At 66.2% G+C, this 24,331-nt stretch carries 27 protein-coding genes; 10 read left to right on the forward strand and 17 right to left on the reverse strand.

Translation table 11 applies throughout. The annotated features are described in order from the left end of the window. Window position 1 precedes the first annotated feature (1 nt). The gene (locus OVA11_RS02805; RefSeq protein WP_268066016.1) at window positions 2-277 is read left to right on the forward strand and encodes a hypothetical protein; all 276 of its coding nucleotides are present in this window, start codon (window positions 2-4) and stop codon (window positions 275-277) included. A gap of 9 nt (window positions 278-286) precedes the next feature. On the opposite strand, the gene OVA11_RS02810 is transcribed toward OVA11_RS02805, so the two are convergent. Genes OVA11_RS02810 through timA form a run of 3 tightly spaced genes read right to left on the reverse strand, consistent with a single transcriptional unit; the run spans window position 287 to window position 2,659 of the window. Beyond that, the gene (locus OVA11_RS02810) at window positions 287-871 is read right to left on the reverse strand and encodes a Smr/MutS family protein (RefSeq protein WP_268066019.1); all 585 of its coding nucleotides are present in this window, start codon (window positions 869-871) and stop codon (window positions 287-289) included. Window position 872: 1 nt separating this feature from the next. Continuing rightward, entirely contained in the window at window positions 873-2,057 is a 1,185-nt protein-coding gene (gene mltA, locus OVA11_RS02815) for a murein transglycosylase A (protein ID WP_268066022.1), read from the reverse strand. Further along, entirely contained in the window at window positions 2,057-2,659 is a 603-nt protein-coding gene (gene timA / locus OVA11_RS02820) for a TIM44-related membrane protein TimA (RefSeq protein ID WP_268068880.1), read from the reverse strand. Before timA ends, mltA begins: the two co-directional genes overlap by 1 nt. A gap of 145 nt (window positions 2,660-2,804) precedes the next feature. Between timA and secB the strand changes: the two genes are divergently transcribed. After that, window positions 2,805-3,296 (forward strand): protein-export chaperone SecB, encoded by a 492-nt coding sequence (gene secB / locus OVA11_RS02825; protein WP_268066025.1) that lies wholly within the window; start codon window positions 2,805-2,807, stop codon window positions 3,294-3,296. A 62-nt stretch (window positions 3,297-3,358) separates the two neighbouring features. On the opposite strand, the gene OVA11_RS02830 is transcribed toward secB, so the two are convergent. Then, window positions 3,359-4,045 (reverse strand): response regulator transcription factor, encoded by a 687-nt coding sequence (locus OVA11_RS02830; protein WP_024266002.1) that lies wholly within the window; start codon window positions 4,043-4,045, stop codon window positions 3,359-3,361. 73 nt (window positions 4,046-4,118) lie between these two features. Here OVA11_RS02830 and OVA11_RS02835 point away from each other — a divergent pair, with 73 nt between their 5' ends. Next, the gene (locus OVA11_RS02835; protein WP_268066027.1) at window positions 4,119-4,628 is read left to right on the forward strand and encodes a L,D-transpeptidase family protein; all 510 of its coding nucleotides are present in this window, start codon (window positions 4,119-4,121) and stop codon (window positions 4,626-4,628) included. Here the strand turns inward: OVA11_RS02835 and OVA11_RS02840 are convergent. Continuing rightward, complete coding sequence (locus OVA11_RS02840) at window positions 4,625-5,278, reverse strand: YggS family pyridoxal phosphate-dependent enzyme (RefSeq protein ID WP_268066029.1); 654 nt, start codon at window positions 5,276-5,278, stop codon at window positions 4,625-4,627. The genes OVA11_RS02835 and OVA11_RS02840 overlap by 4 nt on opposite strands. Before the next feature lie 12 nt (window positions 5,279-5,290). Here OVA11_RS02840 and OVA11_RS02845 point away from each other — a divergent pair, with 12 nt between their 5' ends. Beyond that, window positions 5,291-5,911 carry a thiamine phosphate synthase gene (locus tag OVA11_RS02845; RefSeq protein ID WP_268066031.1) on the forward strand — a complete coding sequence of 207 codons (621 nt, stop codon included), beginning with the start codon at window positions 5,291-5,293 and terminating at the stop codon, window positions 5,909-5,911. Between the two features lie 6 nt (window positions 5,912-5,917). Here the strand turns inward: OVA11_RS02845 and OVA11_RS02850 are convergent, their stop codons facing one another. Further along, a complete protein-coding gene (locus OVA11_RS02850) occupies window positions 5,918-6,328 on the reverse strand; it encodes an NtrZ family periplasmic regulatory protein (RefSeq protein WP_024266004.1) in 411 nt (136 codons plus the stop codon). Between the two features lie 253 nt (window positions 6,329-6,581). Here OVA11_RS02850 and OVA11_RS02855 point away from each other — a divergent pair, with 253 nt between their 5' ends. From OVA11_RS02855 to holA, 4 genes are all read left to right on the forward strand, one after another. After that, a complete protein-coding gene (locus OVA11_RS02855) occupies window positions 6,582-7,109 on the forward strand; it encodes a DUF3576 domain-containing protein (protein ID WP_024266005.1) in 528 nt (175 codons plus the stop codon). A gap of 139 nt (window positions 7,110-7,248) precedes the next feature. Beyond that, entirely contained in the window at window positions 7,249-9,834 is a 2,586-nt protein-coding gene (gene leuS / locus OVA11_RS02860) for a leucine--tRNA ligase (RefSeq protein ID WP_268066034.1), read from the forward strand. 11 nt (window positions 9,835-9,845) lie between these two features. Further along, the gene (gene lptE / locus OVA11_RS02865; RefSeq protein ID WP_010921577.1) at window positions 9,846-10,346 is read left to right on the forward strand and encodes an LPS assembly lipoprotein LptE; all 501 of its coding nucleotides are present in this window, start codon (window positions 9,846-9,848) and stop codon (window positions 10,344-10,346) included. Window positions 10,347-10,351: 5 nt separating this feature from the next. Further along, on the forward strand, window positions 10,352-11,404 hold the full coding sequence (holA, locus tag OVA11_RS02870) for a DNA polymerase III subunit delta (protein WP_268066038.1): 1,053 nt from the start codon (window positions 10,352-10,354) through the stop codon (window positions 11,402-11,404). Window positions 11,405-11,641: 237 nt separating this feature from the next. Here holA and OVA11_RS02875 read toward each other — a convergent pair whose 3' ends face one another. From OVA11_RS02875 to OVA11_RS02900, 6 genes are all read right to left on the reverse strand, one after another. Next, complete coding sequence (locus OVA11_RS02875; RefSeq protein WP_268068881.1) at window positions 11,642-12,556, reverse strand: ParB/RepB/Spo0J family partition protein; 915 nt, start codon at window positions 12,554-12,556, stop codon at window positions 11,642-11,644. Between the two features lie 38 nt (window positions 12,557-12,594). Further along, complete coding sequence (locus OVA11_RS02880) at window positions 12,595-13,398, reverse strand: ParA family protein (protein WP_010921580.1); 804 nt, start codon at window positions 13,396-13,398, stop codon at window positions 12,595-12,597. Beyond that, window positions 13,388-14,038, reverse strand: a complete 651-nt coding sequence (rsmG, locus tag OVA11_RS02885; RefSeq protein ID WP_268066041.1) for a 16S rRNA (guanine(527)-N(7))-methyltransferase RsmG — start codon at window positions 14,036-14,038, stop codon at window positions 13,388-13,390. The genes OVA11_RS02880 and rsmG overlap by 11 nt, the downstream gene beginning before the upstream one ends. Further along, window positions 14,028-15,884 (reverse strand): tRNA uridine-5-carboxymethylaminomethyl(34) synthesis enzyme MnmG, encoded by a 1,857-nt coding sequence (gene mnmG / locus OVA11_RS02890; RefSeq protein ID WP_268066043.1) that lies wholly within the window; start codon window positions 15,882-15,884, stop codon window positions 14,028-14,030. Before mnmG ends, rsmG begins: the two co-directional genes overlap by 11 nt. A gap of 170 nt (window positions 15,885-16,054) precedes the next feature. Continuing rightward, the gene (mnmE, locus tag OVA11_RS02895) at window positions 16,055-17,395 is read right to left on the reverse strand and encodes a tRNA uridine-5-carboxymethylaminomethyl(34) synthesis GTPase MnmE (RefSeq protein WP_268066046.1); all 1,341 of its coding nucleotides are present in this window, start codon (window positions 17,393-17,395) and stop codon (window positions 16,055-16,057) included. 4 nt (window positions 17,396-17,399) lie between these two features. Further along, window positions 17,400-17,657, reverse strand: a complete 258-nt coding sequence (locus OVA11_RS02900) for a DUF6489 family protein (RefSeq protein ID WP_010921584.1) — start codon at window positions 17,655-17,657, stop codon at window positions 17,400-17,402. Between the two features lie 120 nt (window positions 17,658-17,777). Here OVA11_RS02900 and OVA11_RS02905 point away from each other — a divergent pair, with 120 nt between their 5' ends. Together OVA11_RS02905 and OVA11_RS02910 are read left to right on the forward strand one after the other, a co-directional pair. Then, window positions 17,778-18,473 (forward strand): dienelactone hydrolase family protein, encoded by a 696-nt coding sequence (locus OVA11_RS02905; RefSeq protein WP_268066049.1) that lies wholly within the window; start codon window positions 17,778-17,780, stop codon window positions 18,471-18,473. Continuing rightward, the gene (locus OVA11_RS02910) at window positions 18,473-19,438 is read left to right on the forward strand and encodes a quinone oxidoreductase family protein (protein ID WP_268066052.1); all 966 of its coding nucleotides are present in this window, start codon (window positions 18,473-18,475) and stop codon (window positions 19,436-19,438) included. Before OVA11_RS02905 ends, OVA11_RS02910 begins: the two co-directional genes overlap by 1 nt. Before the next feature lie 81 nt (window positions 19,439-19,519). Here OVA11_RS02910 and rho read toward each other — a convergent pair whose 3' ends face one another. From rho to hemE, 5 genes are all read right to left on the reverse strand, one after another. Next, entirely contained in the window at window positions 19,520-20,953 is a 1,434-nt protein-coding gene (gene rho, locus OVA11_RS02915; RefSeq protein WP_268066055.1) for a transcription termination factor Rho, read from the reverse strand. Window positions 20,954-21,201: 248 nt separating this feature from the next. Beyond that, the gene (locus tag OVA11_RS02920; RefSeq protein ID WP_268066058.1) at window positions 21,202-21,621 is read right to left on the reverse strand and encodes a ribonuclease E inhibitor RraB; all 420 of its coding nucleotides are present in this window, start codon (window positions 21,619-21,621) and stop codon (window positions 21,202-21,204) included. 8 nt (window positions 21,622-21,629) lie between these two features. Then, window positions 21,630-22,145 carry a CopD family protein gene (locus OVA11_RS02925; RefSeq protein WP_268066061.1) on the reverse strand — a complete coding sequence of 172 codons (516 nt, stop codon included), beginning with the start codon at window positions 22,143-22,145 and terminating at the stop codon, window positions 21,630-21,632. Continuing rightward, window positions 22,094-23,137: a ferrochelatase gene (gene hemH / locus OVA11_RS02930; RefSeq protein WP_268066064.1), complete on the reverse strand. Its 1,044-nt coding sequence runs from the start codon at window positions 23,135-23,137 to the stop codon at window positions 22,094-22,096. Before hemH ends, OVA11_RS02925 begins: the two co-directional genes overlap by 52 nt. Continuing rightward, window positions 23,134-24,189, reverse strand: a complete 1,056-nt coding sequence (gene hemE / locus OVA11_RS02935; RefSeq protein WP_268066067.1) for a uroporphyrinogen decarboxylase — start codon at window positions 24,187-24,189, stop codon at window positions 23,134-23,136. The genes hemH and hemE overlap by 4 nt, the downstream gene beginning before the upstream one ends. Between the last annotated feature and the right edge of the window lie 142 nt (window positions 24,190-24,331).

Here is a 24,331-nt window from a genome sequence, read left to right on the forward strand (position 1 = left end):
GATGAAATTAAAAGTCGCGCTGAAGCTTGGCGTTCTGGCTCTGTCGATTTCCTTGGCCAGCGCCTTGGCGGGCTGCTTTGTCGGCGACGAGAACACATGGGCTGATCGCCAGCAGATTATCGACGCGGCAGCACGATGCGGCTTGAAGGATTTTGCGCCGACAAAGGTCGGCGATGCTTGGGCCGCATACGTTGATCAGGGCGTCGAGGGGCAGAAAACAAAAGAAGACTGCATCTACAGCGACCTTCAGAAGCAAGGCTTGTTAGTCACGAGATAGACAGACGCCTCACACCCGCCGCTTCAGCGCCACGTACAGCGCCCCCTCGCCGCCGTGGCGGCGGTCGGCGGTGGAGACGCCGGCGACCATCTCGCGCAGGGACGGGTCGGTCAGCCATTCGGGCGTGCGAGACCTCAAGACCCCCTGCCCCACCTTGCCCTTGCCGGTGATCACCAGCACCGCCCGGTGGCCCTGGCTGAATGAGCGCCGGATGAAGGCCTCCAGCGTCGCGCGAGCCTGGTCCTGGTCCAGGCCGTGCATATCGAGCCGCGCGCCGATCGGGTCGCGCTCCTTGACGATCCGCAGCTTGCGATTGGGCTCGATATGGCCGGCCGGGCCCTTCAGCGGCTTGGGCGGGGTTGGTTTGAGGTCCTCGGGATGCAGCCGCAGCGGCGCGATCGAGGCCAGGCGCGTCGGCGGCTCGGCCGGCAAGGCCGCATCCGACTTCAGCGACGGCCGGATCCGCGCCTTGCTGCGCATCTTTTCAGGCTTCACCGGCGCGCGCGGCGTCACGGTTGAGGCGACCAGCCGCCAGAGGCGCTTGTCATCTTCGGGTCCCATTTTGCCGGGAGGGGGCGGCGGCTTCTTGGCCACGTCAGGGGTTCGGCGTCAGCCGATAGAGACGCAGGGTGTGGCGCACCCGGCCGGCCTCGACGCCGGCCGCCGCGCCCGAGCCCATATAGAGATCGGCGCGCACCTCGCCTTTGATCGCCCCGCCGGTATCCAGCGCCGTGACCGCGCGACGATAGACCGGGAAGGCCCCGACCAGCTTCGGGGCCGCCGCGTCCAGCCAATAGAAGCCGCCATAGGCGTGATGGCCAGGATCAACCGCGATCGCCCGGCCCGGCGGCAGGGCCACGCCCGCTGCGCCGGCGGGCTCCTTGCCGTCGTCGGGAACCGTGCGGAAGAACACATAGCGAGGGTTCAGCCGCATGATCGCATCGGCCTCGGGCCCACGATGCTCGGCCAGCCAGGTCCGGATCGCCTCGGCCGAAGTGTTGTTGTCGGGCAGCAGCCCCTTGTCCCGCATGGCGATCGCGATGCCGACGAAGGGTTTCCCGTTCGTGCCGGCGAAGACCGCGCGTACCCGGCGGCCGTCCGGCAGCACCAGGACACCCGAGCCCTGGATCTGCAGGAAAAACAGCTCCTCTGGCCGCATCCAGGCCAGGGGCTTGTCGGACGGGGTCGCCTCGATCTCGGCGCGGTCCGGATAGGGGACGAAGGTCGAGCCCTCGACATGGCCGGTGATCTTCTTGCCGACCAGGGCCGGCTCGAAGGGGCCCAGATCCAGGACCACCAGATCGGCGGGCAGGCCGCGCAGCGGCGCGCTGAACTCGGCGTTGCGCGACATGCGCGCCTCATACTGGGGCGCGAAATAGGCCGTCAGCAGTCCATCCCCACCGCCGCCGACAGCCTCGACCCTGAAATTCGCCTCGATGAAGGCCTTGGCGCCGGAGACGTCCAGATCCTTGGTCGCCTTGGCCAGGCCGCAAACCCGCGTCGCGGCCGGGTCTCTGGAGACCCCGCAGCCCGCACGAAACGCGTTCAGCGCCGCCAGATGGTCTTCTTCAGCCCATCCCGCCAGACCCGCAAAGGACAACGCCGAAGGCATAGCGCTTTGCGGCGCGCTCGCGACGGGCGCTTGGCCGGAAGGCGGCGTTGGCGCGGGCGTGGGCGCAGATACGGGCGCCGGCGGTGGTGTGGCCGGGGTGCTGGCGCACGCGCTCAGGAACGCCGCCAAGGCCAGCGGCGCCAGCGAGGTGTAGGCCGGGCGGGTCATCAGGCCTCGGCGGCGGCCACGAACGTCAGATGCCAGTTGGGATCGGTGCTCTTGACCTCCCGCTCGAAGGTCCAGAGTTCGGCGGTGCGACGATCGTCGACGCCCTCGCCCCGCTCGTCCTTGGTGCGCGTGCGCACCTCGGCAAGGATCCGGACCACCGCCTTGGCGGTGTCGCCGACGACGTCGACACGCTCGAGATCAACGCGCGGCGGCGTCAGGAACTCGACCTTCTCGGTGCGACCGGCGGTCTCTCGGGCGACCATGGCGCGCTCGAAGTTCTCCATCACATCGGGCGCCAGAAGCGGCGTCAGCGTCTCGCGATCGCCCTCGGCATAGGCCTTGACGATCTGTTCGTAGGCCGCGCGGGCGCCCATCAGGAACCGGGCGGGATCAAAGTCCGGCTGGCGCGCCCTCAGCGTGGCGACGCCTTCGGCTTGCAAGACAGGATCAACAGGCGCGGGCGCAGCGCCTGGCGTAGCGGTGACGGCGGCGTCCTCCGGTTGGCGGCCGACACGACGCCCAAGGGTCGCGTAAAGCTGGTAGAGGACCAGGGCGGCCACGGCGGCGAGGAATAGGATCTGGAACACGTCGGGGTCCGGCAGCGGGCTTTGGGCCCAGGGTTTGACTCTTATATAGGTGAGACAGGTTCGCCCGTCAGGCGCCTGGCGTTGCGCCAGATCGGCCCTCATGGTAGCAGCGCCCACCTTTCTTTTGGCGTTCTAGCCGCCGATTACGGATTTTATCCTAATGACCGACACCACCGCCCCCGAGGCGACCCCGGAAGGCGCCGAGGCCGGCCAAGCGGGCATCCGCATCCTGGCCCAGTTCGTCCGCGATTTCTCGTTCGAGAACCCGCTGGCTCCCGACGCGCTGCGCGCCGGCGCCGCCCAACCCGCCATCGACATGGGCGTGGAAATGAACGCCCGGGGCCGCGCTGACGGTCTGTTCGAAGTGGACCTGAAGCTGTCGGCGCGCGCCGAGCGCGAAGGCCAGGCCGTGTTCCACGTCGAAGTGGTCTATGGCGGCCTCTTCCACATCGTCGGCATTGCCGAAGAGGATCTGGAGCCCGTTCTGCTGATCGAGTGCCCGCGCTTCCTCTTCCCCTACGCCCGTCGCCTGATTTCGGACGTGACGGCGGAAGGTGGTTTCCCGCCGTTCCTGATCGATCCGATCGACTTCGCCGGCGTCTACGCCGCGCGCAAGGCCCAGGCCGAAGGCCAGCAGGTCGGCAACGCGTAAGTGACGCGGAGACGCTGAAACGAAAGAGGCCCGGTCATCGCTGACCGGGCCTTTTTTGTTGGTCAGGGCTGCAGCCGATAGCCGCCCATCTCGGTGATCAAGATCCGCGCTACGGTGGGATCAGGCTCAATCTTCTGACGCAGGCGATAGACGTGGGTTTCCAGCGTGTGGGTGGTGACCCCGGCGTTGTAGCCCCAGACCTCGGTCAGCAGTTCCTCGCGCGACACAGGCTTGGAGCCGGCGCGGTAGAGGTACTTGAGGATATTGGTTTCCTTTTCGGTCAGCCGCACCTTCTTCTGCTTCTCATCGACCAGGAGCTTGGCCGACGGGCGGAATTCGTAGGGGCCGATCCGGAAGAGCGCGTCTTCCGACGCCTCGTAGCTGCGCAGCTGGGCGCGGATGCGGGCCAGCAGCACGCCGAAGCGGAACGGCTTGGTCACATAGTCGTTGGCGCCGGATTCAAGACCCAGGATCGTGTCACTGTCGCTGGCGGCCGCCGTCAGCATGATCACCGGCGCGGTGACGCCGTTCTTGCGCATCAGGCGGCAGGCCTCGCGGCCGTCCATGTCGGGCAGATCAACGTCAAGCAGGATCAGGTCGGGTTTGAGCTCGCGCGACAGCTTCACGCCCTCACCCGCGCTCGAGGCCTCGTTGACCGCGAACTCTTCATGCAGGGCCAACTGTTCCGCCAGCGCGCCGCGCAGGTCGTCATCGTCGTCGATCAGAAGAAGCGTCTTGCGTTGCGCCATAAGCCGGAACATGCACCGCTGCGCCCCCCGGGGACAACCCCGCGCGCGGCCTTAAGTCGAGGAGTCGCCGCTTATGCTGTTTCGAGCCCATGCTGACGGCCGCTTCGAGCTTGCGGGACGGATTGTGCGCTGCGCTGTCGGCAAGGCCGGCGCGATCCCCGCCCCGGACAAGAGGGAGGGCGACAACAGAAGCCCGCTCGGCGTCTGGGTGATGCGCGAGGTCTGGTATCGACCGGATGTCTATCCCCAAGGTCCGAAGACCGCCTTGCCCCTGCGCGCCACGCGACCGGAAGACGGCTGGTGCGATGCGCCCAGCGATCCGAACTACAACCGGCCGGTCACCCTCCCCTATCCGGCCAGCGCCGAGCGGATGTGGCGCGACGACGCCGTGTACGACCTCGTGGTGATCCTCGGCCATAATGACGATCCGCCGACGCCGGGCATGGGATCGGCCATCTTCATGCATCTGGCGCGCGACGGTTATCCGGGCACCGAGGGCTGCGTGGCGCTGGCCCGCGCGGATCTCGAAGCTGTGCTGGCGACCGCCGGGCCCGGCGACGCCGTCCAGATTCTCGCGGACTAGCCGTAGACGCGACTGCCGAACAGCGCCGATCCCACCCGCACCGAGGTCGCCCCTTGCGCGATGGCGATCTCGAAATCGTCGCTCATGCCCATGGAGAGCTTGTCGAGACCATTGCGCTCGGCGATGGACGCCAGTTGCGCAAAGTGCGGCGCCGGGTCCTGGTCGAACGGCGGAATGCACATCAGGCCCTCGATCGTCAGGCCGTAGGTCGTCCGGCAGGCGCCGATAAAGCTGTCGGCGTCGCCTGGCGCGACACCGGCCTTCTGCGTTTCTTGGCCGACATTGACCTGGACATAGAGGCGCGGCGCCTTGCCCGCCCGCTGAACCTCGTCCGCCAACACGCGCGCCAGCTTTTCCCGGTCCAGGGTTTCGATCACATCGAAAAAGCCGACCGCCTCACGCGCCTTGTTGGTTTGCAAGGGTCCGATCAGCCTGAGTTCCAGCCCCTGACGATGCGGGCCCCAGCGTTCCATCGCCTCCTGGACCCTGTTTTCGCCGAACACTTTCTGTCCCGCTTCGAGCACGGGCGCGATATGGTCCCAGGGCTGGGTCTTGGACACCGCGACGAGGGTCACGCTCCCCGCCGGTCGTTCGGCGCGGGCCTCGGCGGCGGCGATACGGGCGCGGATCTCGGCGAGCGCTTGCGACATGGAGGTCCTGCCTTGGACGGTGAGAACGAACTGGAAGTCCTCTCTAGAGCGGCCTCGGCCTTCCCGCCAAGAACCGTGCGCGGAATGGCGCTGCCCCGCTTGTTGTTCTTTACCGATCCGGCCCGCATTACAGACCCCGAGGCTGTCGCTGAGCGTCTGCCCCCCGGTTCGGCGATCGTGTTTCGCGCTTTCGGCGCGACGGACGCGGTCGAGCAGGGGCGACGCCTGCGGACGATCGCCACCGCGCGAGACCTGATCCTGCTGGTCGGCGCACATGCCGGCCTCGCCGAGGGCGTCGGGGCGGACGGCGTCCACCTACCCGAGCGAATGGCGGCAAATCTGCCGCGTCTGAGGGCTGAACATCCGCGCTATCTGGTCACCGTCGCCGCCCACGATCTGGCCGCCGTCCAGACGGCCGAACGTTCGGGCGCGGATGCCGTTGTGGTCTCTCCGGTCTTTCCGAGCAACAGCCCGTCAGCCGGGGAGCCCTTGGGCCTTGAGGGCTTGATGAGGCTGGTCGAGGCGACGGCGCTGCCCGTCTATGCCTTGGGCGGCGTCAGAGCGCACACCGTCGACCAGCTGTTTGTCAGCGGCGTGGCCGGAATCGCGGCGGTGGAGGCCTTGGCGCGCTGAAACCGCTTAGAACTTGAAGGCGGTTTCCAGGCGCACGCGCGGCGCGGGATCAGCCTGCTGAGCCTTGCGAGCGGCCAGAGCGGGGTTTGTTTCGCCCAGGCTGACGGCGCCGCCAACGCGGATCGAAGGCGTAACCTTGAAATAGGCGCCCGCCTTGACGTCCTGCAGTTCCATTTCGCGGCTGGAGGGCTGGTCAAGGTCCAGCTTCAGGCCCCAACGGCCCTTCTTGGCGTCCCAGCGCAGGGTGCGCTTGTCATCGCGCGGATACTGAACGCCCGCGGCGGCGCTGGTGAAGTCGTTCTTGACGGTGAAGTCGGGAGCAACCGCGTGGGGCTTGGCCTGAGCGAACGCCGTCGCGGCCGATCCCGTTAGGATCAGTGCGGCAGTCCCCGCCAAGATGAAACGCGTCGCGACCATCGCTACTCGCCGCCTATACTCGGTTGTCCCCACCCGTCCCATATAGGAACGAGCCCCTCGAGAAGCGATTAAAGGCTTGCCCGGAACGCGGTCAACCGGCGTTTGGTCGCACGGGCCCGCTCAATCGGCGATTCAATCGACTCCTGTGGCGGTGAGGTCACGCGATTCCTGTTTTGAGGCGACGCAGCCATGCTATAGACCGGCTCCCGGCCGCGGGGGCGCGCCTGGACGCGCGACACGCGTCGGCGAGACATTGGAGCGAGGTACTATGGCGTTTGAGCGTGGGTCTGTGATGCGCGGCGTCGCCGCGGGCGTCCTGGCTCTGTCGATGCTGGGCGTGACGGCGTGCGCCAGCAACAAGGCCCCCAAAACCTTCTCCGCACAGGACGAGAAAGCGGGCTTCAATCCGTTTAAGCGTCTGGGCGGCGGCGAAAAGGCGCCGGCCACCGAAGGCTCGATCGGCGTGAACGGCTATCTGTGGCGCGCCAGCCTGGACACCCTGGCGTTCATGCCTCTGGCCTCGGCTGATCCCTACGGCGGCGTGATCGTCACCGACTGGTATGTGAATCCGGAGACCCCGGCCGAGCGGTTCAAGGCCACGGTCTACATCCTGGACACCCGCCTGCGCGCCGATGGCCTGAATGTCGCCGTGTTCAAGCAGTCCAAGGATATCAACGGCGCCTGGGTCGACGCCCCGGTGTCTGACCAGACCGCCGCCGATATCGAGAACGCGATCCTGACGCGCGCGCGCCAGCTTCGACTTTCGAACATCAAGGGCTAGACGCCCGGTCAGGCCCCTGTCACGGACGGGGGCCTGTTCCAAATTCCGCTTTTTCCGCGCGCCTGGACCGCGAAACCGCTTATGACATCGCGGACGCTCTTCCCGGGAGCGCTCTCCGCCGATCAAGATCTGGTTTCCGATGGCCCGCTACAATCCCAAAGACACCGAACCCAAGTGGCGTGAAGCCTGGGCGAAGGCCGACGTCTTCAAGACCGGCGAGATCAACGACGGCCGGCCGAAATACTACGTCCTCGAGATGTTCCCGTATCCGTCGGGCCGCATCCACATGGGCCACGTCCGCAACTACGCGATGGGCGACGTCGTGGCGCGCTACAAGCGCGCCCAGGGCTTCAACGTCCTGCATCCGATGGGGTGGGACGCCTTCGGGATGCCGGCGGAGAACGCCGCGATGGAGCGCGGCGTCCACCCCAAGGGCTGGACCTACGACAACATCGCCGCCATGCGCGAGCAACTGAAGTCGCTGGGCATTTCGGTCGACTGGTCGCGCGAGTTCGCCACCTGCGACCCGGAATACTACGGCAAGCAGCAGGCCTGGTTCCTGCGTCTGCTCAAGCGCGGTCTGGTCTATCGCAAGGAAGCCTCGGTCAACTGGGACCCGGTCGACATGACCGTGCTGGCCAACGAGCAGGTCATCGACGGCAAGGGCTGGCGCTCGGGCGCTGTCGTCGAGAAGCGCAAGCTGACCCAGTGGTTCCTGCGCATCACCGACTACGCTGACGCCCTGATCGACGGTCTGAAGACCCTGGACCGCTGGCCCGACAAAGTTCGCCTGATGCAGGAGAACTGGATCGGCCGCTCCAAGGGCCTGCGCTTCAAGTTCCAATTTGACGGTGAGGCGCCCGACGGCCTGGCCGAAGGGCTGGAAGTGTATACCACCCGCCCCGACACCCTGTTCGGCGCCAGCTTCGTCGGCATCGCGCCCGAACACCCGCTGGCCGAGCAGCTGGCGGTCGAGAACCCGCAGATTCAGCAGTTCATCGCTGACTGCCGCAAGGGCGGCACCTCGGAAGCCGAGATCGAGAGCGCCGAAAAGCTGGGCTACGACACGGGCCTGCGCGTCAAGCACCCGCTGGACCCGTCGATCACCCTGCCCGTCTGGATCGCCAACTTCATCCTGATGGATTACGGCACGGGCGCGATCTTCGCCTGCCCCGCTCACGACCAGCGCGACCTGGATTTCGCCCGCAAGTACGACCTGCCCGTCCTGCCCGTGGTGCTGCCGAACGGCGAGGATCCAGCGACCTTCACGGTCGGCAAGGAGGCCTATGTCGGTCCCGGCAAGATCTTCAACTCGCAGTTCCTGGACGGGCTGGACGTCGAAGCCGCCAAGGCCGAGGCCATCGCGCGCATCGAGGCGGCGAACCAGGGCCAGGGCGCGACCGTCTATCGCCTGCGCGACTGGGGCGTCTCGCGCCAGCGCTATTGGGGCTGCCCGATCCCGGTGATCCACTGCCAAAGCTGCGGCGTGGTCCCGGTTCCGGAAGACCAGCTGCCGGTCGCCCTGCCCGAGGACGTCACCTTCGACAAGCCCGGCAACCCGCTGCTGCGTCACCCGACCTGGCGTCACACGACCTGCCCGACCTGCGGCGGCGCGGCCGAGCGTGAAACCGACACGCTGGATACGTTCATCGACTCCAGCTGGTACTTCGCCCGCTTCGCCGACACCAAGGCCGCCGAGCCGGTCGGCAAGGCCGCAGCCGACTACTGGCTGCCGGTCGACCAGTATATCGGCGGCGTCGAGCACGCGATCCTGCACCTGCTGTACGCCCGCTTCATCACCCGCGCCCTCAAGGACGAGGGCCTGGTCTCGGTCGAGGAGCCGTTCGCGGGCCTGTTCACCCAAGGCATGGTCACCCACGAGGCCTACAAGAACGAGGCTGGCGAGTGGGTCGAGCCCTCGGACGTGGTGATTACCACCGAGGGCAATACGCGCACGGCCAGGCACGCCAAGACGGGTGCGCCGATCATCATCGGCGACATCGAGAAGATGTCGAAGTCCAAGAAGAACGTCGTCGCGCCCGAGGACATCTTCGAAGCCTACGGCGTCGACGCTGCGCGCCTGTTCGTGATGTCCGACAGTCCGCCCGAGCGCGACGTCCAGTGGACCAACTCTGGCGTCGAGGGCTCCTGGCGCTTTACGCACCGCCTGTGGAATGAGTTCGACAGCCAGCCGGCCGGCGACTTCGCCCATGACGACAGCGACGAGGCCGCCCTGGCCCTGCGCAAGGCCGCCCACAAGCTGATCGGCTTCGTCACCGACAGCATCGAGGGCTTCCGCTTCAACAGCGGCGTGGCGCGTCTGTACGAGTTCCTGAACGCCCTGAAGGCGGCTCCGGCGGAAGGCGCGTCGCAAGCCGTTCTGGCCGCCCGCGCCGAGGCGCTGAACATCCTTGCCCGCCTGGTCGCCCCGTTCACGCCGCACCTGGCCGAGGAAGCCTGGGCGCGCATGGGTGGGGAAGGCATGGTCGTCGACGCCCCCTGGCCGAAGGCCGATCCTGCCCTGGCCGCCGACGACGAGCGCGTCCTGCCGATCCAGATCAACGGCAAACGCCGCGGCGAGATCAAGGTCAAGGCGGGCGCACCGGACGACGAGGTTCAGAAAATCGCTCTGGCGGATCCGAACGTGATGGCTCACCTTGAGGGCCTGACGGTCCGCAAGGTGATCGTGGTCAAGGACCGTATCGTCAACATCGTGGCCAACTGAGACCCCAAGCGATGAAGCGCACCCTGGCGGCCGCCGTCCTGGCCTTTTCGACGATCACGCTCACGGCGTGCGCAGGTTTCACGCCCCTGTACGGCCGTGCAGGGGTGGAGAGCGGCCTCTCGAGCATCGAGACCGTCGCCGCCGAAGGGCGTGGCGGCTACCTGCTTCGCGAGCAGCTCGACGACGCCTTGGCGCATCGCCAAGGCTCGCCCGCCGCCTACAAGCTCTATCTGTCGGTCAACGAGCAGCGCTTCGCCCGGGGCGTCCGCCTCGACAACGTCGCCAACCGCTTCGAACTGCGGATGAGCGTCGACTGGCGCCTTCTGGACGCCAAGAACGGGGCCGAGGTCCACAAGGGGCGGACCGACGTCTCGGTGACCTACGATTCCGCCGACCAGCCCTACGCCGCCATCGCCGCGCAGCAGGATGGTCAAGAACGCGCCGCCGCAGAGGCCGCGCGCAAGATTCAGCTGGACCTCGCCACCTGGCTGGCGGGCAAGAAGCCGGCCTGACCTAGATGATCCTGTCCAAGCGTCCGGACGTCGAACGCTTCCTCAAGGAGCCGACCCCGGACATCCGGGCCGTAGTGATCTACGGCAAGGACCGGGGCGTTGTGCGGGACCGGGCCAATGCGCTGGCCCGGCGCGTGGTCGAGCGCCCGGATGATCCCTTCGATACGGCGCAACTGACCGACGGCGATCTCGACGCCGACCCGGCCAAGCTTGAGGACGAACTGTCGGCGATGTCGCTAATGGGGGGGCGGCGCCTGGTGCGCCTGCGACTGTCCAGCGACAAGGCTGGCCCCGACAAGCAGGCCGCCGAAGCCCTGACCCGCCATGTCGAGGGTCAACTCAATCCGGGCGCCTTCTTTCTGGTCGAGGCCGGCGCGCTGGGCCGAGACTCACAGCTTCGCAAGGTCGGCGAGAAGGCCAACGGCTGCGCCGTCATCCCCTGTTACGAGGACGAGGCCGGGGACCTGGCCCGCCTGACGCGCGACACCCTGGCCAACGACAAGGTCAGCCTGAACAGCGAGGCGCTGGAACTCTTCGTTTCGCGCCTGCCCAAGGAACGGGGCGTGGCCCGCGCCGAGATCGAACGGCTGGCCCTCTACCTCGGCCCGGGCAGCGGTATCAACGCCACCGCCGCAGACCTGACCGACTTCCTGGGAGTCGAACCCGAGGCCTCCCTCAGTGACGCCGCTGCCGATGCGTTCGGCGGAAAGGTGGGCGCCGCCCAGCAGGCGCTTCGCCGCGCCGCCGCCGAGGGGGAAGGCGGACCGGCCGCTGTCAGGGCGATGGGCTACTATCTCGGTCGTCTGCGTCGCGTCCTGACCCTGCACAAGAACGGCGTCGACCTGCAAGCCGCGGCCAAGGCCGCCGGCGTGTTCTGGAAGCAGGAGCGAGAATTCCTCCGTCAGGCGCGAGCCTGGAACCTGGAGGCCATTCTCGAGATCCAGGGCGAGATCCTGACCGCCGACCGAGCCTGCAAGACGTCGGGCTCCCCCGATCAACTGATCGCCGAACGTTTGGCCCTGATGATAGCCGGCCGCGCCCGCCGACTGGGCCTGTAGTCGCCGCTCGCCCTCCAGGCGCGGGAAATCAGAGGCTTTGCGGCGCTGTGGATGCTTTTCAGGAAAGCCTTATTCCACAATCGCTTGCGGCGCATATCTCGAGAATGCGCCCTCGCCTCACGAAAACGGCGCCTCCCTGAGTACGGAAAGGCGCCGCTTCATGCGCGACAGAGGCGATTTTCAAAGGGTGATTTTGCACCCGAAACCGGGCGATCGCACCCTTTTACGTGCGCCTGATCAGATCCCGCGCGTCAGTCGGTTGCAGAGGTCGTCGAGCTGCTCGAGCGTGGCGTAGGTGATGGTCAGCGTGCCGGTAGACCCGCGATGGTCGATCGAGACATCCAGGCCCAAAACCGAGGACAGGTCAGACTCCAGCGCCTGGGTGTCGGTGTCCTTCACGCGTGGCGGGCGGCCGCCCTTACTCTTGCCCGGAGACGGGCTGGGCGCCTTACGGGCCAGGGCCTCGGTCTCGCGCACCGACAAGCCGCCCTCGATGATCTGCTTGGCGAGGGCCACCGGGTCAGCCGCTGCAGCGATGGCGCGGGCGTGGCCGGCCGTCAGCTCACCACTGACCAGGTACGATTGAACCTCATCCGGTAGGGCCAGCAAGCGCATGGTGTTGGCCACATGGCTGCGGCTTTTGCCGATGGTCTGAGCGATGTTCTCCTGGGTGCGCTCGAACTTCTCCATCAGCACCTTGTAGGAGAGCGCTTCTTCCAGGACGTTCAGATCAGCGCGCTGGACGTTCTCGATGATGCCGATCTCCAGCACCGCCAGGTCGTCGAGCTCACGCACCATGATCGGCACGGTCTTGAGGCCCGCCCGCTGGGCTGCGCGCCAACGGCGCTCGCCGGCGACGATCTGGTACTCGCCAGCCGTATCCGGCGATGGCCGCACCAGGATCGGCTGCAGAACGCCCTTCTCACGGATCGAGTTTGACAGGTCCTCGAGGTCTTCCTCGCGGAAGGTCCGACGGGGCTGGTCGGGATTGCGCTGCAGGATCTCGATCGGCGCTTCACGGGAACCGCCAAGCTGCTCGCCCGGCGCCTGAGCCGGCGCGGCGTCGACCTCGCCCAGCAGGGCGGAAAGCCCTCGACCCAGACCACGACGCCCTTCGGACATACCGGGCTCTCCCACCACGACGGACTCCATCACAATCTCAGTCAAGCTACGGTTCTTGTTCTTTGGACTTAGGCGGCCTTGGCCTGGCGATCGCGTTCGCGGCTGATCACCTCGCGCGCCAGCTTCAGATAGGCCTGGCTACCCGCGCATTTCAGGTCGTAGAGCAGCACGGGCTTGCCGAATGACGGCGCCTCGGAGACCCGAACATTCCGCGGGATGACCGCGTCATAGACCTTGTCGCCGAAGTGGGCGCGCACGTCCTTGGCAACCTGTTCCGACAAGCTGTTGCGGCGGTCGTACATGGTCAGCACAACCCCTTGGATCTCCAGCCGCGGATTGAGGCTGCCGCGCACGCGTTCGATCGTCCGCATCAGCTGGGTCAGGCCCTCCAGGGCGAAGAACTCACACTGCAGCGGCACGAACACCGCATCGGCGGCCGTCATGGCGTTGACCGTCAGCACGTTCAGCGACGGCGGGCAGTCGATCAGCACATAGGTATAGGGGCCGTTGGCGCGGATCGCCTCAAGGGCGTCGCGCAAGCGGTAGGACCGGCGGGCGGTCTGACCCAGTTCGATCTCCACACCCGAGAGATCCGCATCGGCCGGTATGACGTCCAGGCCCGGCAACTCGGTCTTCACGGCTGCGTCGACCACGGGGGCCTCGCCCATCAACACGTCATAGAGCGTGGTGCGCCGCTGGGTGCGGCCGATGCCCAACCCCGTGGAACAGTTGCCCTGCGGATCGGCGTCGATCAGCAGTACGCGTTCGCCGCAAGCGGCCAGGGCCGTGCCCAGATTGATCGCGGTCGTGGTCTTCCCCACCCCGCCCTTCTGATTGGCGATGGCCAGTACGCGGAGAGGATTAGCGGACACGGGAAAGCCTCTTCACTTGAACGATGCGGCCCCGAGGGTCGCTTTGACTGGTGCGCAGTTCACTCTCGAACGTCCAGGCCTTGCGGGCCTCGGAGAGCTCGGCCTCGACATCCTGCCCCTTGAGGAACAGTCCGACCGCCCCATTGCGCAGATAAGGTTCGGCGAAGCCCAGAAGCTTGGTCATCGGCGCGCAGGCGCGGGCGGTGACGATGTCGACCTTCAGCTTCAGATCCTCGGCCCGGGCGTTGTGGATCTGGACGGGCAGGTCGAGATCCTTGGCCACGACCTCGAGAAAGCGGCAGCGCTTGGTCATCGACTCGACCAGATGCACCTTGGCGCCAGCCCTACCCTTCAAAAGTATGGCCAGGACGACGCCGGGCAAGCCAGCGCCGGCGCCCAGATCGGCCCAGACCGTCGCCTCCGGCGCCAAAGGGATCAGCTGGGCGCTGTCCAGGGCATGGCGGGTCCAGTAGGTCGCAATGGTGAGCGGCCCCACGAGGTTCATGACCTCGTTCCATTCGGCCAGCAGCGTCTGGAAGCGCGTCAGGTCTTCGATCTGGGCGTCGGTGGCGCCGACCAGGGCCTGAAAGCCGGCGGCGTCCAGAGCGGCCTCGGGAGCAAGAGCGAGATCAGGCTGCACGGTCGCGCCTCACATGGGCCAGCAGAGCCGTCAGGGCGCCGGGGGTGACACCCTCGATCCGCGCCGCCTGGCCCAGAGTCAGGGGGCGCACTCGCGCCAGCTTTTCCCGCACCTCGTTGGAGAGGCTGCCGATCTCGGCATAGTCGAGATCAGCCGGCAGGCGCAGATCCTCGTCCTTGCGGAGGGACTCAGCGTCGGCGCGCTGGCGATCCAGATAGCCGGCATAGGCGGCCTCGATCTCGATCTGCTCGCGGACGTCGGTGTTCCACGTGAAAACCTCAGGCCAGATCCGGCCGAGGTCATCCAACGTCACATCCGGATAGGCCAACATGGCGAAGACGTCGCGCCGGACGCCGTCGCTATTGACCTTGAACCCCGCCTTCACCGCCTCGTTCGGCGTCAGGGTCACCGATCGCGCGAAGGCGCGCGCGGCATCAAGGCGCGCCTTCTTCTCGGTCCATGCCGCCGCGCGAACCGGACCAACCACGCCCAGGGATATCCCACGATCGGTCAGGCGCTGGTCGGCGTTGTCGGCGCGCAAGGTCAGGCGGAACTCGGCCCGGCTGGTGAACATCCGATAAGGCTCAGTAACGCCCCGGGTGACGAGGTCGTCGATCATCACCCCGATATAGGCCTCATCGCGCGCGAAGATCGCCGGCTCTCGGCCCTGCACAGCCAAGGCCGCGTTGAGACCCGCGACCAGACCCTGGGCGCCGGCCTCTTCATAGCCCGTGGTGCCGTTGATCTGTCCGGCCAGGTAAAGACCCGGCAAGCGCTTGGTCTCCAGCGTCGGATACAGCTCGCGCGGGTCGACATAGTCGTACTCGATGGCGTAGCCGTAGCGGATGACTTCCACCTGCTCGAGGCCAGGAATGGTCCGCAGGAACAGCAGTTGGGTCTCTTCCGAAACCGAGGTCGAGATGCCGTTCGGATAGACCGTATCGTCGTCCAGACCCTCGGGCTCCAGGAAGATCTGGTGGCTGGTCTTGTCGGCGAAGCGGACGACCTTGTCCTCGATCGACGGGCAATAGCGCGGACCGACACCCGTGGCGCGACCGCTGTAGACCAAAGACTCGCCGATGCGCTCGGCGATGATCCGGTGGGTTTCTTCGGTCGTGTAGGTGACCCCGCAGGCGATCTGCTGCACGTCGATGCGGTCGTTCAGGTAAGAGAACGGCACGGGCGTGTCGTCGGCCGCCTGGCTCTCCAGGCGATCCCACGCGATGGTCTTTCCGTCGAGACGCGCAGGCGTGCCAGTCTTGAGGCGTCCCATCTGGAAACCCAGACCATAGAGACGGTCCGACAGGCCGACCGCGGGCTGGTCCCCTACCCGCCCAGCGGGGATACGATCCTCGCCACGATGGATAACCCCCTTCAGGAAGGTGCCGGTCGTCAGGATCACACGCGACGCCCGGTAAACTTGCCCGTCCGCGTCCACTGCCCCGGCGACCGCGCCGTTCTCGACGACCAGGTCTTCTGCGGCCGCGGCGATGATGTCGAGGTTTCCCGTGGAAAACAGTTCGGCCTGCATCGCTTCGCGATACAGGCGACGATCAATCTGCGACCGCGGGCCCCGGACGGCGGGACCCTTGGAACGGTTCAGCATCCGGAACTGGATCCCGGCCTTGTCAGCCATCCGACCCATGACGCCATCCAGAGCGTCGATCTCGCGGACAAGATGCCCCTTGCCCAGGCCGCCAATGGCCGGGTTGCACGACATCTCGCCGATGGTTTCCAGCTTATGGGTCAACAGCAGGGTGCGCGCGCCGGCGCGCGCTGAGGCGGCCGCCGCCTCGCAGCCGGCGTGACCGCCGCCGATGACAATAACATCCCAAGACTTGGACAAGACGCTCGCCTCAATGCGAACGCCCCCGGGTTCGAGCGGGGGCGCTGGACTCGATCTATACGCCAATCAGGCGAGCGGGTCGATGTGACTCATCGGCGTTTCACGTGAAACACCCCCACCGCAACTGTGGGCGCGCTGTGGACAATATGGGGGATGTTCCACGTGAAACATCACTTGCCGATGCAGAAGGTCGAAAAGACCCGTCCTAGAACGTCCTCGGGATCGATGCGGCCGGAGATGCGCTCCAAGGCTCTTGCCGCCAGCCGCACATCTTCAGCGGCCAACTCGACCTCCAGCCCGACATCCGACAGCGCGCGTTCCAGATAGGACCGCGCCTCTGACAGGCGCTCGGCATGTCTCAAACGCGTTGCGGCCGGGAATTCCGCGCCCGACAAGGCGTCCGCCACGTGAGACGCGAGCGCAGCGCGGAGGGCCTCGGGGCCCTCAGCAGACGTGCCTGCAATATGCAGAACAGTAAGCCCCTCCACCGCCCAGCGCTCCGCCACGTGCGCCAAGGCGTCGGCATCGGCGATATCCGTCTTGTTGAGGATCAGCCAGTCGCCACCGCGGATCGCTTCAGGCCGTGCGTCGGCTTGTTTCACGTGAAAACCATCGACGACCCAAAGACGAAGATCCGCCGCCTCGGCCCACGCCTTGGCCCGACGAACACCCTCGGCCTCGATCACATCCGCAGTCTCGCGGATACCTGCCGTATCCGCGACCAGCACCTTGTAGCCCCCCAGCACCAGGGGGACCTCGATCACGTCACGTGTAGTCCCGGCCACATCGGTCACGATCGCCGCGTCCCGCTCGGCGAGGCCATTGAGTAAGGTGCTCTTCCCGGCGTTTGGCGCACCAATGAGCGCAATACGGAAGCCGTCCCGCACCCGCCGCCCCCGCGAAACGTCCGCAAGCGCCGCGTTCAGTTCCGCGCTGAGTTGGCGCAGTCCCGGACGGGCGCGCTCAGCGACTTCCTCGGGCAGGTCCTCATCAGGAAAGTCTACGGCCGCCTCCAGCATGGCCAAGGCCTGGACCAGCAGGTCGCGCCAGCGATCGTAGCGCTGGCTCAGGGCGCCGCCCACTTGGCCCAGGGCCTGACGCCTCTGAGCCTCGGTCTCGGCGTCGATCAGGTCGGCCACGCCCTCCGCCTGGGCAAGATCGAGCTTGCCGTTCTCGAACGCCCGCCGCGTGAACTCACCCGCCTCGGCCAGGCGAGCCCCAAGTTCCGACAGCGCCGCGAGCAACGCTTCCACCACGGCGCGGCCGCCGTGCACGTGAAACTCCACGCTATCTTCGCCGGTATAGCTGGCCGGCTTTTCGAAGCGCAGGACCAGCGCCTCGTCCAGGGCCACGCCATTGTGCTTCAGCGTCCGGACCGACGCCAAGCGGGGCGATGGCAGGCGACCGCAAAGCGCAGCGGCGATCTCCGACGACCGGGGACCGGATACGCGCACCACTGCAACGGCCGAGCGGCCGGCCGCCGTCGCCAGGGCGAAGATCGTGTCCGTCATAGGATCAGTCGCGCTTGACGCCCGCACCGCCGACCGCAGCACCGGCGGCGGCCGTCATCAACTTGCGGAAAGATTCCTGGGCCCCAGCGCCAAAGGCCATCCAGTTCTTCATCAGCTCCTCGGGCGCCAACATCGCCATGTTGGCGTCCATGCGGTTCTGCATCTCCTTGACCAGGTGGTCGTTCAAAGCGCTCACGTCGGGGAGGCCCAGAAAGGCGCGCGCTTCCACCGGCGTGCAGTCGATCTCGATCGTCATCTTCATCAGAGGTTCCCTTCGGTCAGGGCACGATTTTGTTATGGGGCAAGCCCGCCGGGTCAGGGTAGAGCGCTTCGGTCGAAAGTCACATTGGTCCTGTGGACCCGAAAGCGACGGAGAGCCCCGATGAGCGAGACCCTCACGATCAACACCCCGGATGGCGCCTTCTCGGCCTATGTGGCGCGCCCCAAGGCGGCCAGCGCCCCAGCAGTCGTCGTGATCCAGGAGATCTTCGGCGTCAACAAGGTGATGCGCGACATCTGCGACGGTCTGGCCGCCCAGGGCTTTGTCGCTATCTGCCCCGATCTCTTCTGGCGGATCGAGCCCGGCATCGACATCACCGACCAGAGCGAAGCCGAATGGAAGAAGGCGTTCGAGCTGTTCAACGCGTTTGACGTGGACGCCGGTGTCTCGGACATCGCCGCGACCATAGCCGCCGCCCGCAAGCTGGACGGCGTCAACGGCAAGGTCGGCGCGGTCGGCTACTGCCTGGGCGGCCTGCTGGCGTTCCTCACCGCGACCCGCACCGACATCGATGCGGCCGTCTCCTACTACGGCGTCGGGATCGAGAAGCATGTCGGCGAGGCCGAGAAGCTGAACCATCCGTTGCTCATGCATGTCGCCGAGAAGGACCAGTTCGTACCGCCCGAGGCGCAGCAGCTGATCCTCAACGCCTTGAAGGATCATCCGCAGATCGAGATCCATACCTACGAAGGCCGCGACCACGCCTTCGCCCGCGAGGGTGGCGCGCACTATGACGCGGCCGACGCCGCCAAGGCCAACGGCCGCAGCCTGGCCTTTTTCCAGAAGGCGCTGGCCTGATGCTGGCGGTCCAAGCCATCAGGACCGGCGGTCCCGAGGTTCTGGAAGTCGTCGATCTTCCCCTGCCCTCGCCAGGTCCGGGTCAGATCCTCGTCCGCCACCACGCGGTGGCTCTGAACTATATCGACACCTATCACCGGTCCGGCCTGTATCCCGTGAAAACACCGCTGGTGATCGGGCTGGAAGCGGCTGGCGTCGTCGAGTCCGTCGGCGAGGCGGTCACACGGTTCAAGGTCGGTGACCGAGTAGGCTATAACGGAACCATGGGCGCCTATGCCGAAGCCGCCGTCGTGCCAGCGGACCGCGCGGTGCATGTTCCCGAAGATGTCAGCCTGGAGGTCGCGGCCGCCGCTCTGCTGAAGGGCATGACCGCCGAGTTTCTGGTCCGCCGATGTTTCCACGTGAAACAGGGCGACTGGGTTCTGGTCCATGCGGCGGCCGGCGGCGTCGGACAGATCCTGATCCAATGGTGCAAGGCGCTTGGCGCCACGGTGGTGGCCACAGTGGGATCGACGGCGAAGGCCGCGATCGCCCGTGATCTCGGCGCCGATCATGTGATCGACTACAGCCAAGAAGATGTCGCGGCGCAGGTCGCTGAGCTCACAGGCGGCCAAGGCGTGGCGGTCGTCTATGACGGTGTCGGCAAGGATACTTGGGAGGCCAGTCTGGCCAGCCTCGCCCGGCGCGGGATGCTGGTGACGTTCGGCAACGCCTCGGGTCCGGCGCCCGCCTTCCCGCCGCTGGCGCTGGCGCCCAAGTCCGCCTTCGTCACCCGGCCCAAGCTGTTCGACTACATCGTCACGACCGAGGAACTGGACGAAAGCGCCCAGGCGCTGTTCGCGGTGATCGCCTCGGGCGCCGTCAAGATCGACATCGGCCAGACCTTCCCGCTCGCCGAAGCCCGCGCAGCGCATGAAGCGCTGGAAGGGCGTAGGACCGTGGGCGCCACCCTGCTCCTTCCGTAGGGCCCGACCGAGTACGACCGAACAAAAAAGGCGCCGGGTAGCACCGGCGCCTTTCTCGTTTTGGTATGAGTCTGTTTGGACTCAGGTGTTCATCGACTGGAAGAAGTCACCGTTGGTCTTCGACTGGCGCAGCTTGTCGAGCAGGAACTCGATCGCGTCCGACGCGCCCATCGGGTTGAGGATGCGGCGCAGGACGTAGGTCTTCTGCAGCTGGTCGCGCGGGGTGATGAGCTCTTCCTTGCGGGTGCCCGACTTGAGCACGTCGATGGCCGGGAAGATGCGCTTGTCGGCCACCTTACGATCCAAGACGATTTCCGAGTTACCGGTGCCCTTGAACTCTTCGAAGATGACTTCGTCCATGCGGCTGCCGGTGTCGATCAGGGCCGTGGCGATGATCGAGAGCGAGCCGCCCTCCTCCACATTCCGCGCCGCGCCGAAGAAACGCTTGGGGCGTTGCAGGGCGTTGGCGTCGACACCGCCGGTCAGCACCTTGCCCGAGGACGGGACGGTGGTGTTGTAGGCGCGGCCCAGACGGGTGACCGAGTCCAGCAGGATGACGACGTCACGCTTGTGCTCAACCAGGCGCTTGGCCTTCTCGATGACCATCTCGGCCACCTGGACGTGGCGGGTCGCCGGCTCGTCGAAGGTCGAGGCGATCACCTCGCCCTTCACCGTGCGCTGCATGTCGGTGACTTCTTCCGGGCGCTCGTCGATCAGAAGGACGATCAGATAGCACTCGGGGTGGTTGGTCTCGATCGACTTGGCGATGTTCTGCAGCATCACCGTCTTACCCACGCGCGGCGGGGCGACGATCAGGCAGCGCTGGCCCTTGCCGAGCGGCGCGACGATGTCGATCACGCGGCCCGAGCGATCCTTCACGGTCGGGTCGGGCAGCTCCATGTTCAAGCGCTCTTCAGGATAGAGCGGCGTCAGGTTGTCGAAGTGCACCTTGTGGCGCACGTTGTCGGGGCTTTCGAAATTGATCTTGGTGACGCTGGTCAGAGCGAAGTAGCGCTCGCCTTCCCGCGGCGATCGGATCGCGCCCTCGACGCTGTCGCCGGTGCGCAGGCCATACTTCCGGATCTGCGACGGCGAGACATAGATGTCGTCCGGACCCGGCAGGTAGTTGGCTTCCGGCGAGCGCAGGAAGCCAAAGCCGTCCTGCAGCACTTCCATGGTGCCCGAGCCCGAGATCTCCACGCCTTCCTCGGCGAGAGTCTTCAGGATCGCGAACATCATGTCCTGCTTGCGCATGGAGTTGGCGTTCTCGACCTCGAACGTCTCGGCGAAGGCCAGCAGGTCGGCCGGGGATTTCTCCTTCAGCTCCTGCAGGGACATGGACTTGAGGCCCAGCGCTGCGACGGCGGCGGCGATGTCGGACCCTTCGTCCTCGCCCTCGCCTTCCACGCCCGCCTCGACGGCCGCTTCGGTGGTGATGTCAGCCGTATCGGCGACGGTGTTCTCGACGGTCGCCTCGTCGGCGGCCGGAACCTGGTTTTCGGTGTCTTCGGTCATGGCAAGACTCAAGAAGGGGCGCGGTCCCCACGACGGAGCCCGGCCGATAGAATGGCGATGATCACATCCGGAAGACCGGACATGCGCGTCCATTGACGATGACGCGGATCGTTCGGGGAACGGACCTTGGAGCGGAGAGCTCGCGGGGCGCGCCAGGACGGGCGCCGGTCCGTGAAAGGAAGGGGTTCGGCGAGACCGAACCTATCGGCGATGCAAATCACGCGGCGGGCGGCGGGTCAAGCGCCTGACTAAGGCGCGGGTCCCACATCCATCCCGTCATAGTGCACGCCCGAGAACTTTCGAGCTAATCCGTAAAACTCACTATTGCGGGCCTGAAGGCTGTCGACGGTGTGTGTCTCGACGCGTTCGACATGTAGCCACCACACGTCCGGATCACCAGGGCTTGCCTTGTCTCCGGCGTAAATGCCGATCAAACGATAGCCGCGATCCGCCAAAATCTTCGCCAACGGCTCCAGCGCGGCTTGCTTTGGCGAAGTGAAGAAGTAGCCCCAAAGCAACGGACCATCCACGTTCCAGGACGGGTTTGCCCGCATGTTCGAAAACATTTCGACAAGCTTTTGTCGGGAGATCGTCTCCGCCAGCGAAGGTTCAGCCACCGCTAGAATGGCCGCCAAGATCGCGGGGGTCAGAAACTTCTTCGCGGCCACGGCGCGCCTCAGTGGTTCAGGAACTTGGTCGTCACCGAGACGACGATCACGATCGCCAGGACGAACGGGATCTCGTTGACCATCCGCCAGAACTTCTCCGAGCGGACGTTCTCCCCCCGCTCGAACTTCTTGCGGGAGGCCGACAGGAAGCCATGGAAGCCGTAGAGCCCCACGAGGGCGACCAGCTTGGCGATCATCCAGGGCTGGAGCAGGAAGTCCCAGCCCCGGATCTGGCCATCGGCCAGGATCAGACCCAGGCCAAACACCGCCGTCGCGATCGAGGCTGGGTTGATGATCCCGCGCAGAAGTCGACGCTCCATGACCTTGAAGGTCTCGTCCATCTCTGAGCCCGGCGTCGCCTGGGTGTGATAGACGAACAGCCGCGGCAGATAGAGCATGCCGGCCATGAAGGCGATCACTGCCAGGATGTGCAGCCCGCGCACCAGATTGAAGTGCGCCACCAGGAAGTCCATCACGCGGAGACTCCTTCGCGGCACGGGCACTTGGACCAATCCGCGCCACACCGCCAGCCGCAGGCGGAAGACACCGTCCCCGGCGCCCTCCCCACTGAGTCTCGCACGGCCTTGGCGAGGCCGTCGATAAACTCTGGCGCTGTGCCCAGGGCCGATACGCGCAGATAGGGCGTGGCGCCGACCTCTTCGGCCAGCTCGGCATATTCGTGATCCAGCTCAACCAGGGTCTCGACGTGTTCCGAGACAAAGGCGATCGGGGTGATCATCACCCCCTTGGCTTCGGCGCCGGCGCGGCGGATCTCGTCATCGGTCGACGGTCCGATCCACTTCAGCGGCCCGACCCGGCTCTGGTAACAGACAGTCCATTCGATCTGCGACGGCAGATGCGCGGCGACGGCGGCGGCCGTGGCCTCGACCTGCTTCTGATAGGGGTCGCCGGCCAGGATCACCTTCTCCGGCAGACCATGGGCCGAGAACAGCAAGCGGATGTTCGTCGGCGAGCCGGCTTTCTCCCAGGACTCCCGGATCATCCGGGCGTGAGCTTCGATGAGCCCGCCTTCAGTGGGATAGCAGCCGACCGTCGTCTGCACACCCGAGCCCCTGTAGGTCTTCTTCCAGGCCTTCAGCGACGAGCCCGTCGTGGTGGTGGAAAACTGCGGATAGAGCGGCAGCAGCACCACCTGGTCGGGCGCGAAGGCCGCGACCTGGCGCGCCGTCTCGTCCGTCAACGGATGCCAGTAGCGCATGGCGATGAAGCACTTGGCTTCGACGCCCGGCATGGCGACGGTCAAGGCGGCTTCCAGGGCCCGCGCCTGCTTTTCTGTTTCCGGCAGCAAGGGCGAGCCGCCGCCCATGATCGCATAGTTGGCCTTGGCCGACTTCTCGCGCGTGGTCGAGATCAGCGCCGCCAGCGGATAGCGGATCAGCGCCGGTGCGCCGATGATCGCGGGATCGCGGAACAGGTTGAACAGAAACGGCCGAACCGCGTCCGGACCATCAGGCCCGCCGAGATTGAAGAGAACGACGGCGAGCTTCTGGGTCATTGGCCAACCTTCTGACCAGTCACGCGTTCGAGCACAGCCTCGACATGGGCGATCGGCGTGTCAGGCAGGATGCCGTGACCCAGGTTGAAGATATAGGGACCCTGGTTCCACTGCTCGAGCATCTCATCGACGCGCTTCAACAGCGCATCGCCGCCGGCGCGGAGCAACAGCGGATCGAGCGCGCCCTGAATGGTCTTGGTCTTCTGGATCGTCTGGCCAAGCTTGGCCGAGGCCGAGGTGTCCAGCGCCACGCCCTGCACGGGGGTTCTGGTAGCGTAGTCCTCGACCAGGGTCCCGGCCCCGCGCGGGAAACCAATGACCGGCACGGTGACGCCCCGCGCACGCAAGCCCTCGATGATCCGAATGTGCGGCTGGGTGACCAGCCGTTCGAACAACGGCTCCGACAGGCCCTCGGCCCAGCTCTCGAACAGCTTCAGCGCCTGAGCGCCGGCGTCAACCTGCATGGCCAGATAGTCGATCGTCGCATCGACCAGAACCTGGATCAGAGCGTCCAGCGTCTCAGCGTTCTGATACGCGAAGGTCCGCGCGCCGCTGCGGTCGCTGGAGCCCTTCTCGATCATGTAGGTCGCCACGGTCCAGGGCGCGCCGGCGAAGCCGATCAGGGCCTTCTCCGGATCAAGCGCCGAACGAACCCGGGTCAGCGTCTCCCCGACCAGCGAAAGGGCCTTACCCGCCTCTCCGGCCTTCTCGGCCATGGACTCCACGGACGGCATGTCGCCGAGCTTGGGGCCCTCGCCGGCTTCGAACCAGACCTTCTGTCCCAGAGCGCCCGGGATCAGCAGGATGTCCGCAAAGACGATCGAGGCGTCGAAGGGAAACCGCCGCATAGGCTGCAGCGTAACTTCCGCCGCCTTCTCGGGATCAAAGCAGAAGCTGATGAAGTCCGGCGCCGTGGCGCGCACCGCGCGATACTCCGGCAGATACCGGCCCGCCTGGCGCATGAACCACACCGGAGGGTTCGCATGCGACTGGCCTTCCAGCGCGGAGAGAAACTTCGGTGTCTGCTTTAGGATGGGAGAGGAAGACGTCATGGACCGGGTTAAAGCCCGGCGCGGGCTTCGGCTCAAGCCCGGACGTCCCTTAAGATCTTTCTAACATATCTTAATAAGAAATTAAGATTGAAGGAGGGAGCGGAAGGGCAACTGCAAAGTGGGGAAAACGCCTGTGAGGCGA

The sequence above is a fragment of the Caulobacter sp. SL161 genome, assembly GCF_026672375.1.
GTDB lineage: Bacteria > Pseudomonadota > Alphaproteobacteria > Caulobacterales > Caulobacteraceae > Caulobacter.

Coding starts and splice junctions, on each gene's coding strand:
- OVA11_RS02805 (WP_268066016.1), top strand. CDS start 2: ATGAAATTAAAAGTCGCGCTGAAGCTTGGCGTTCTGGCTCTGTCGATT.
- mltA (WP_268066022.1), bottom strand. CDS start 2,057: ATGACCCGCCCGGCCTACACCTCGCTGGCGCCGCTGGCCTTGGCGGCG.
- secB (WP_268066025.1), top strand. CDS start 2,805: ATGACCGACACCACCGCCCCCGAGGCGACCCCGGAAGGCGCCGAGGCC.
- OVA11_RS02830 (WP_024266002.1), bottom strand. CDS start 4,045: ATGGCGCAACGCAAGACGCTTCTTCTGATCGACGACGATGACGACCTG.
- OVA11_RS02835 (WP_268066027.1), top strand. CDS start 4,119: ATGCTGTTTCGAGCCCATGCTGACGGCCGCTTCGAGCTTGCGGGACGG.
- OVA11_RS02840 (WP_268066029.1), bottom strand. CDS start 5,278: ATGTCGCAAGCGCTCGCCGAGATCCGCGCCCGTATCGCCGCCGCCGAG.
- OVA11_RS02850 (WP_024266004.1), bottom strand. CDS start 6,328: ATGGTCGCGACGCGTTTCATCTTGGCGGGGACTGCCGCACTGATCCTA.
- leuS (WP_268066034.1), top strand. CDS start 7,249: ATGGCCCGCTACAATCCCAAAGACACCGAACCCAAGTGGCGTGAAGCC.
- lptE (WP_010921577.1), top strand. CDS start 9,846: ATGAAGCGCACCCTGGCGGCCGCCGTCCTGGCCTTTTCGACGATCACG.
- holA (WP_268066038.1), top strand. CDS start 10,352: ATGATCCTGTCCAAGCGTCCGGACGTCGAACGCTTCCTCAAGGAGCCG.
- OVA11_RS02875 (WP_268068881.1), bottom strand. CDS start 12,556: ATGGAGTCCGTCGTGGTGGGAGAGCCCGGTATGTCCGAAGGGCGTCGT.
- mnmE (WP_268066046.1), bottom strand. CDS start 17,395: ATGACGGACACGATCTTCGCCCTGGCGACGGCGGCCGGCCGCTCGGCC.
- OVA11_RS02900 (WP_010921584.1), bottom strand. CDS start 17,657: ATGAAGATGACGATCGAGATCGACTGCACGCCGGTGGAAGCGCGCGCC.
- OVA11_RS02905 (WP_268066049.1), top strand. CDS start 17,778: ATGAGCGAGACCCTCACGATCAACACCCCGGATGGCGCCTTCTCGGCC.
- OVA11_RS02910 (WP_268066052.1), top strand. CDS start 18,473: ATGCTGGCGGTCCAAGCCATCAGGACCGGCGGTCCCGAGGTTCTGGAA.
- rho (WP_268066055.1), bottom strand. CDS start 20,953: ATGACCGAAGACACCGAAAACCAGGTTCCGGCCGCCGACGAGGCGACC.
- hemH (WP_268066064.1), bottom strand. CDS start 23,137: ATGACCCAGAAGCTCGCCGTCGTTCTCTTCAATCTCGGCGGGCCTGAT.
- hemE (WP_268066067.1), bottom strand. CDS start 24,189: ATGACGTCTTCCTCTCCCATCCTAAAGCAGACACCGAAGTTTCTCTCC.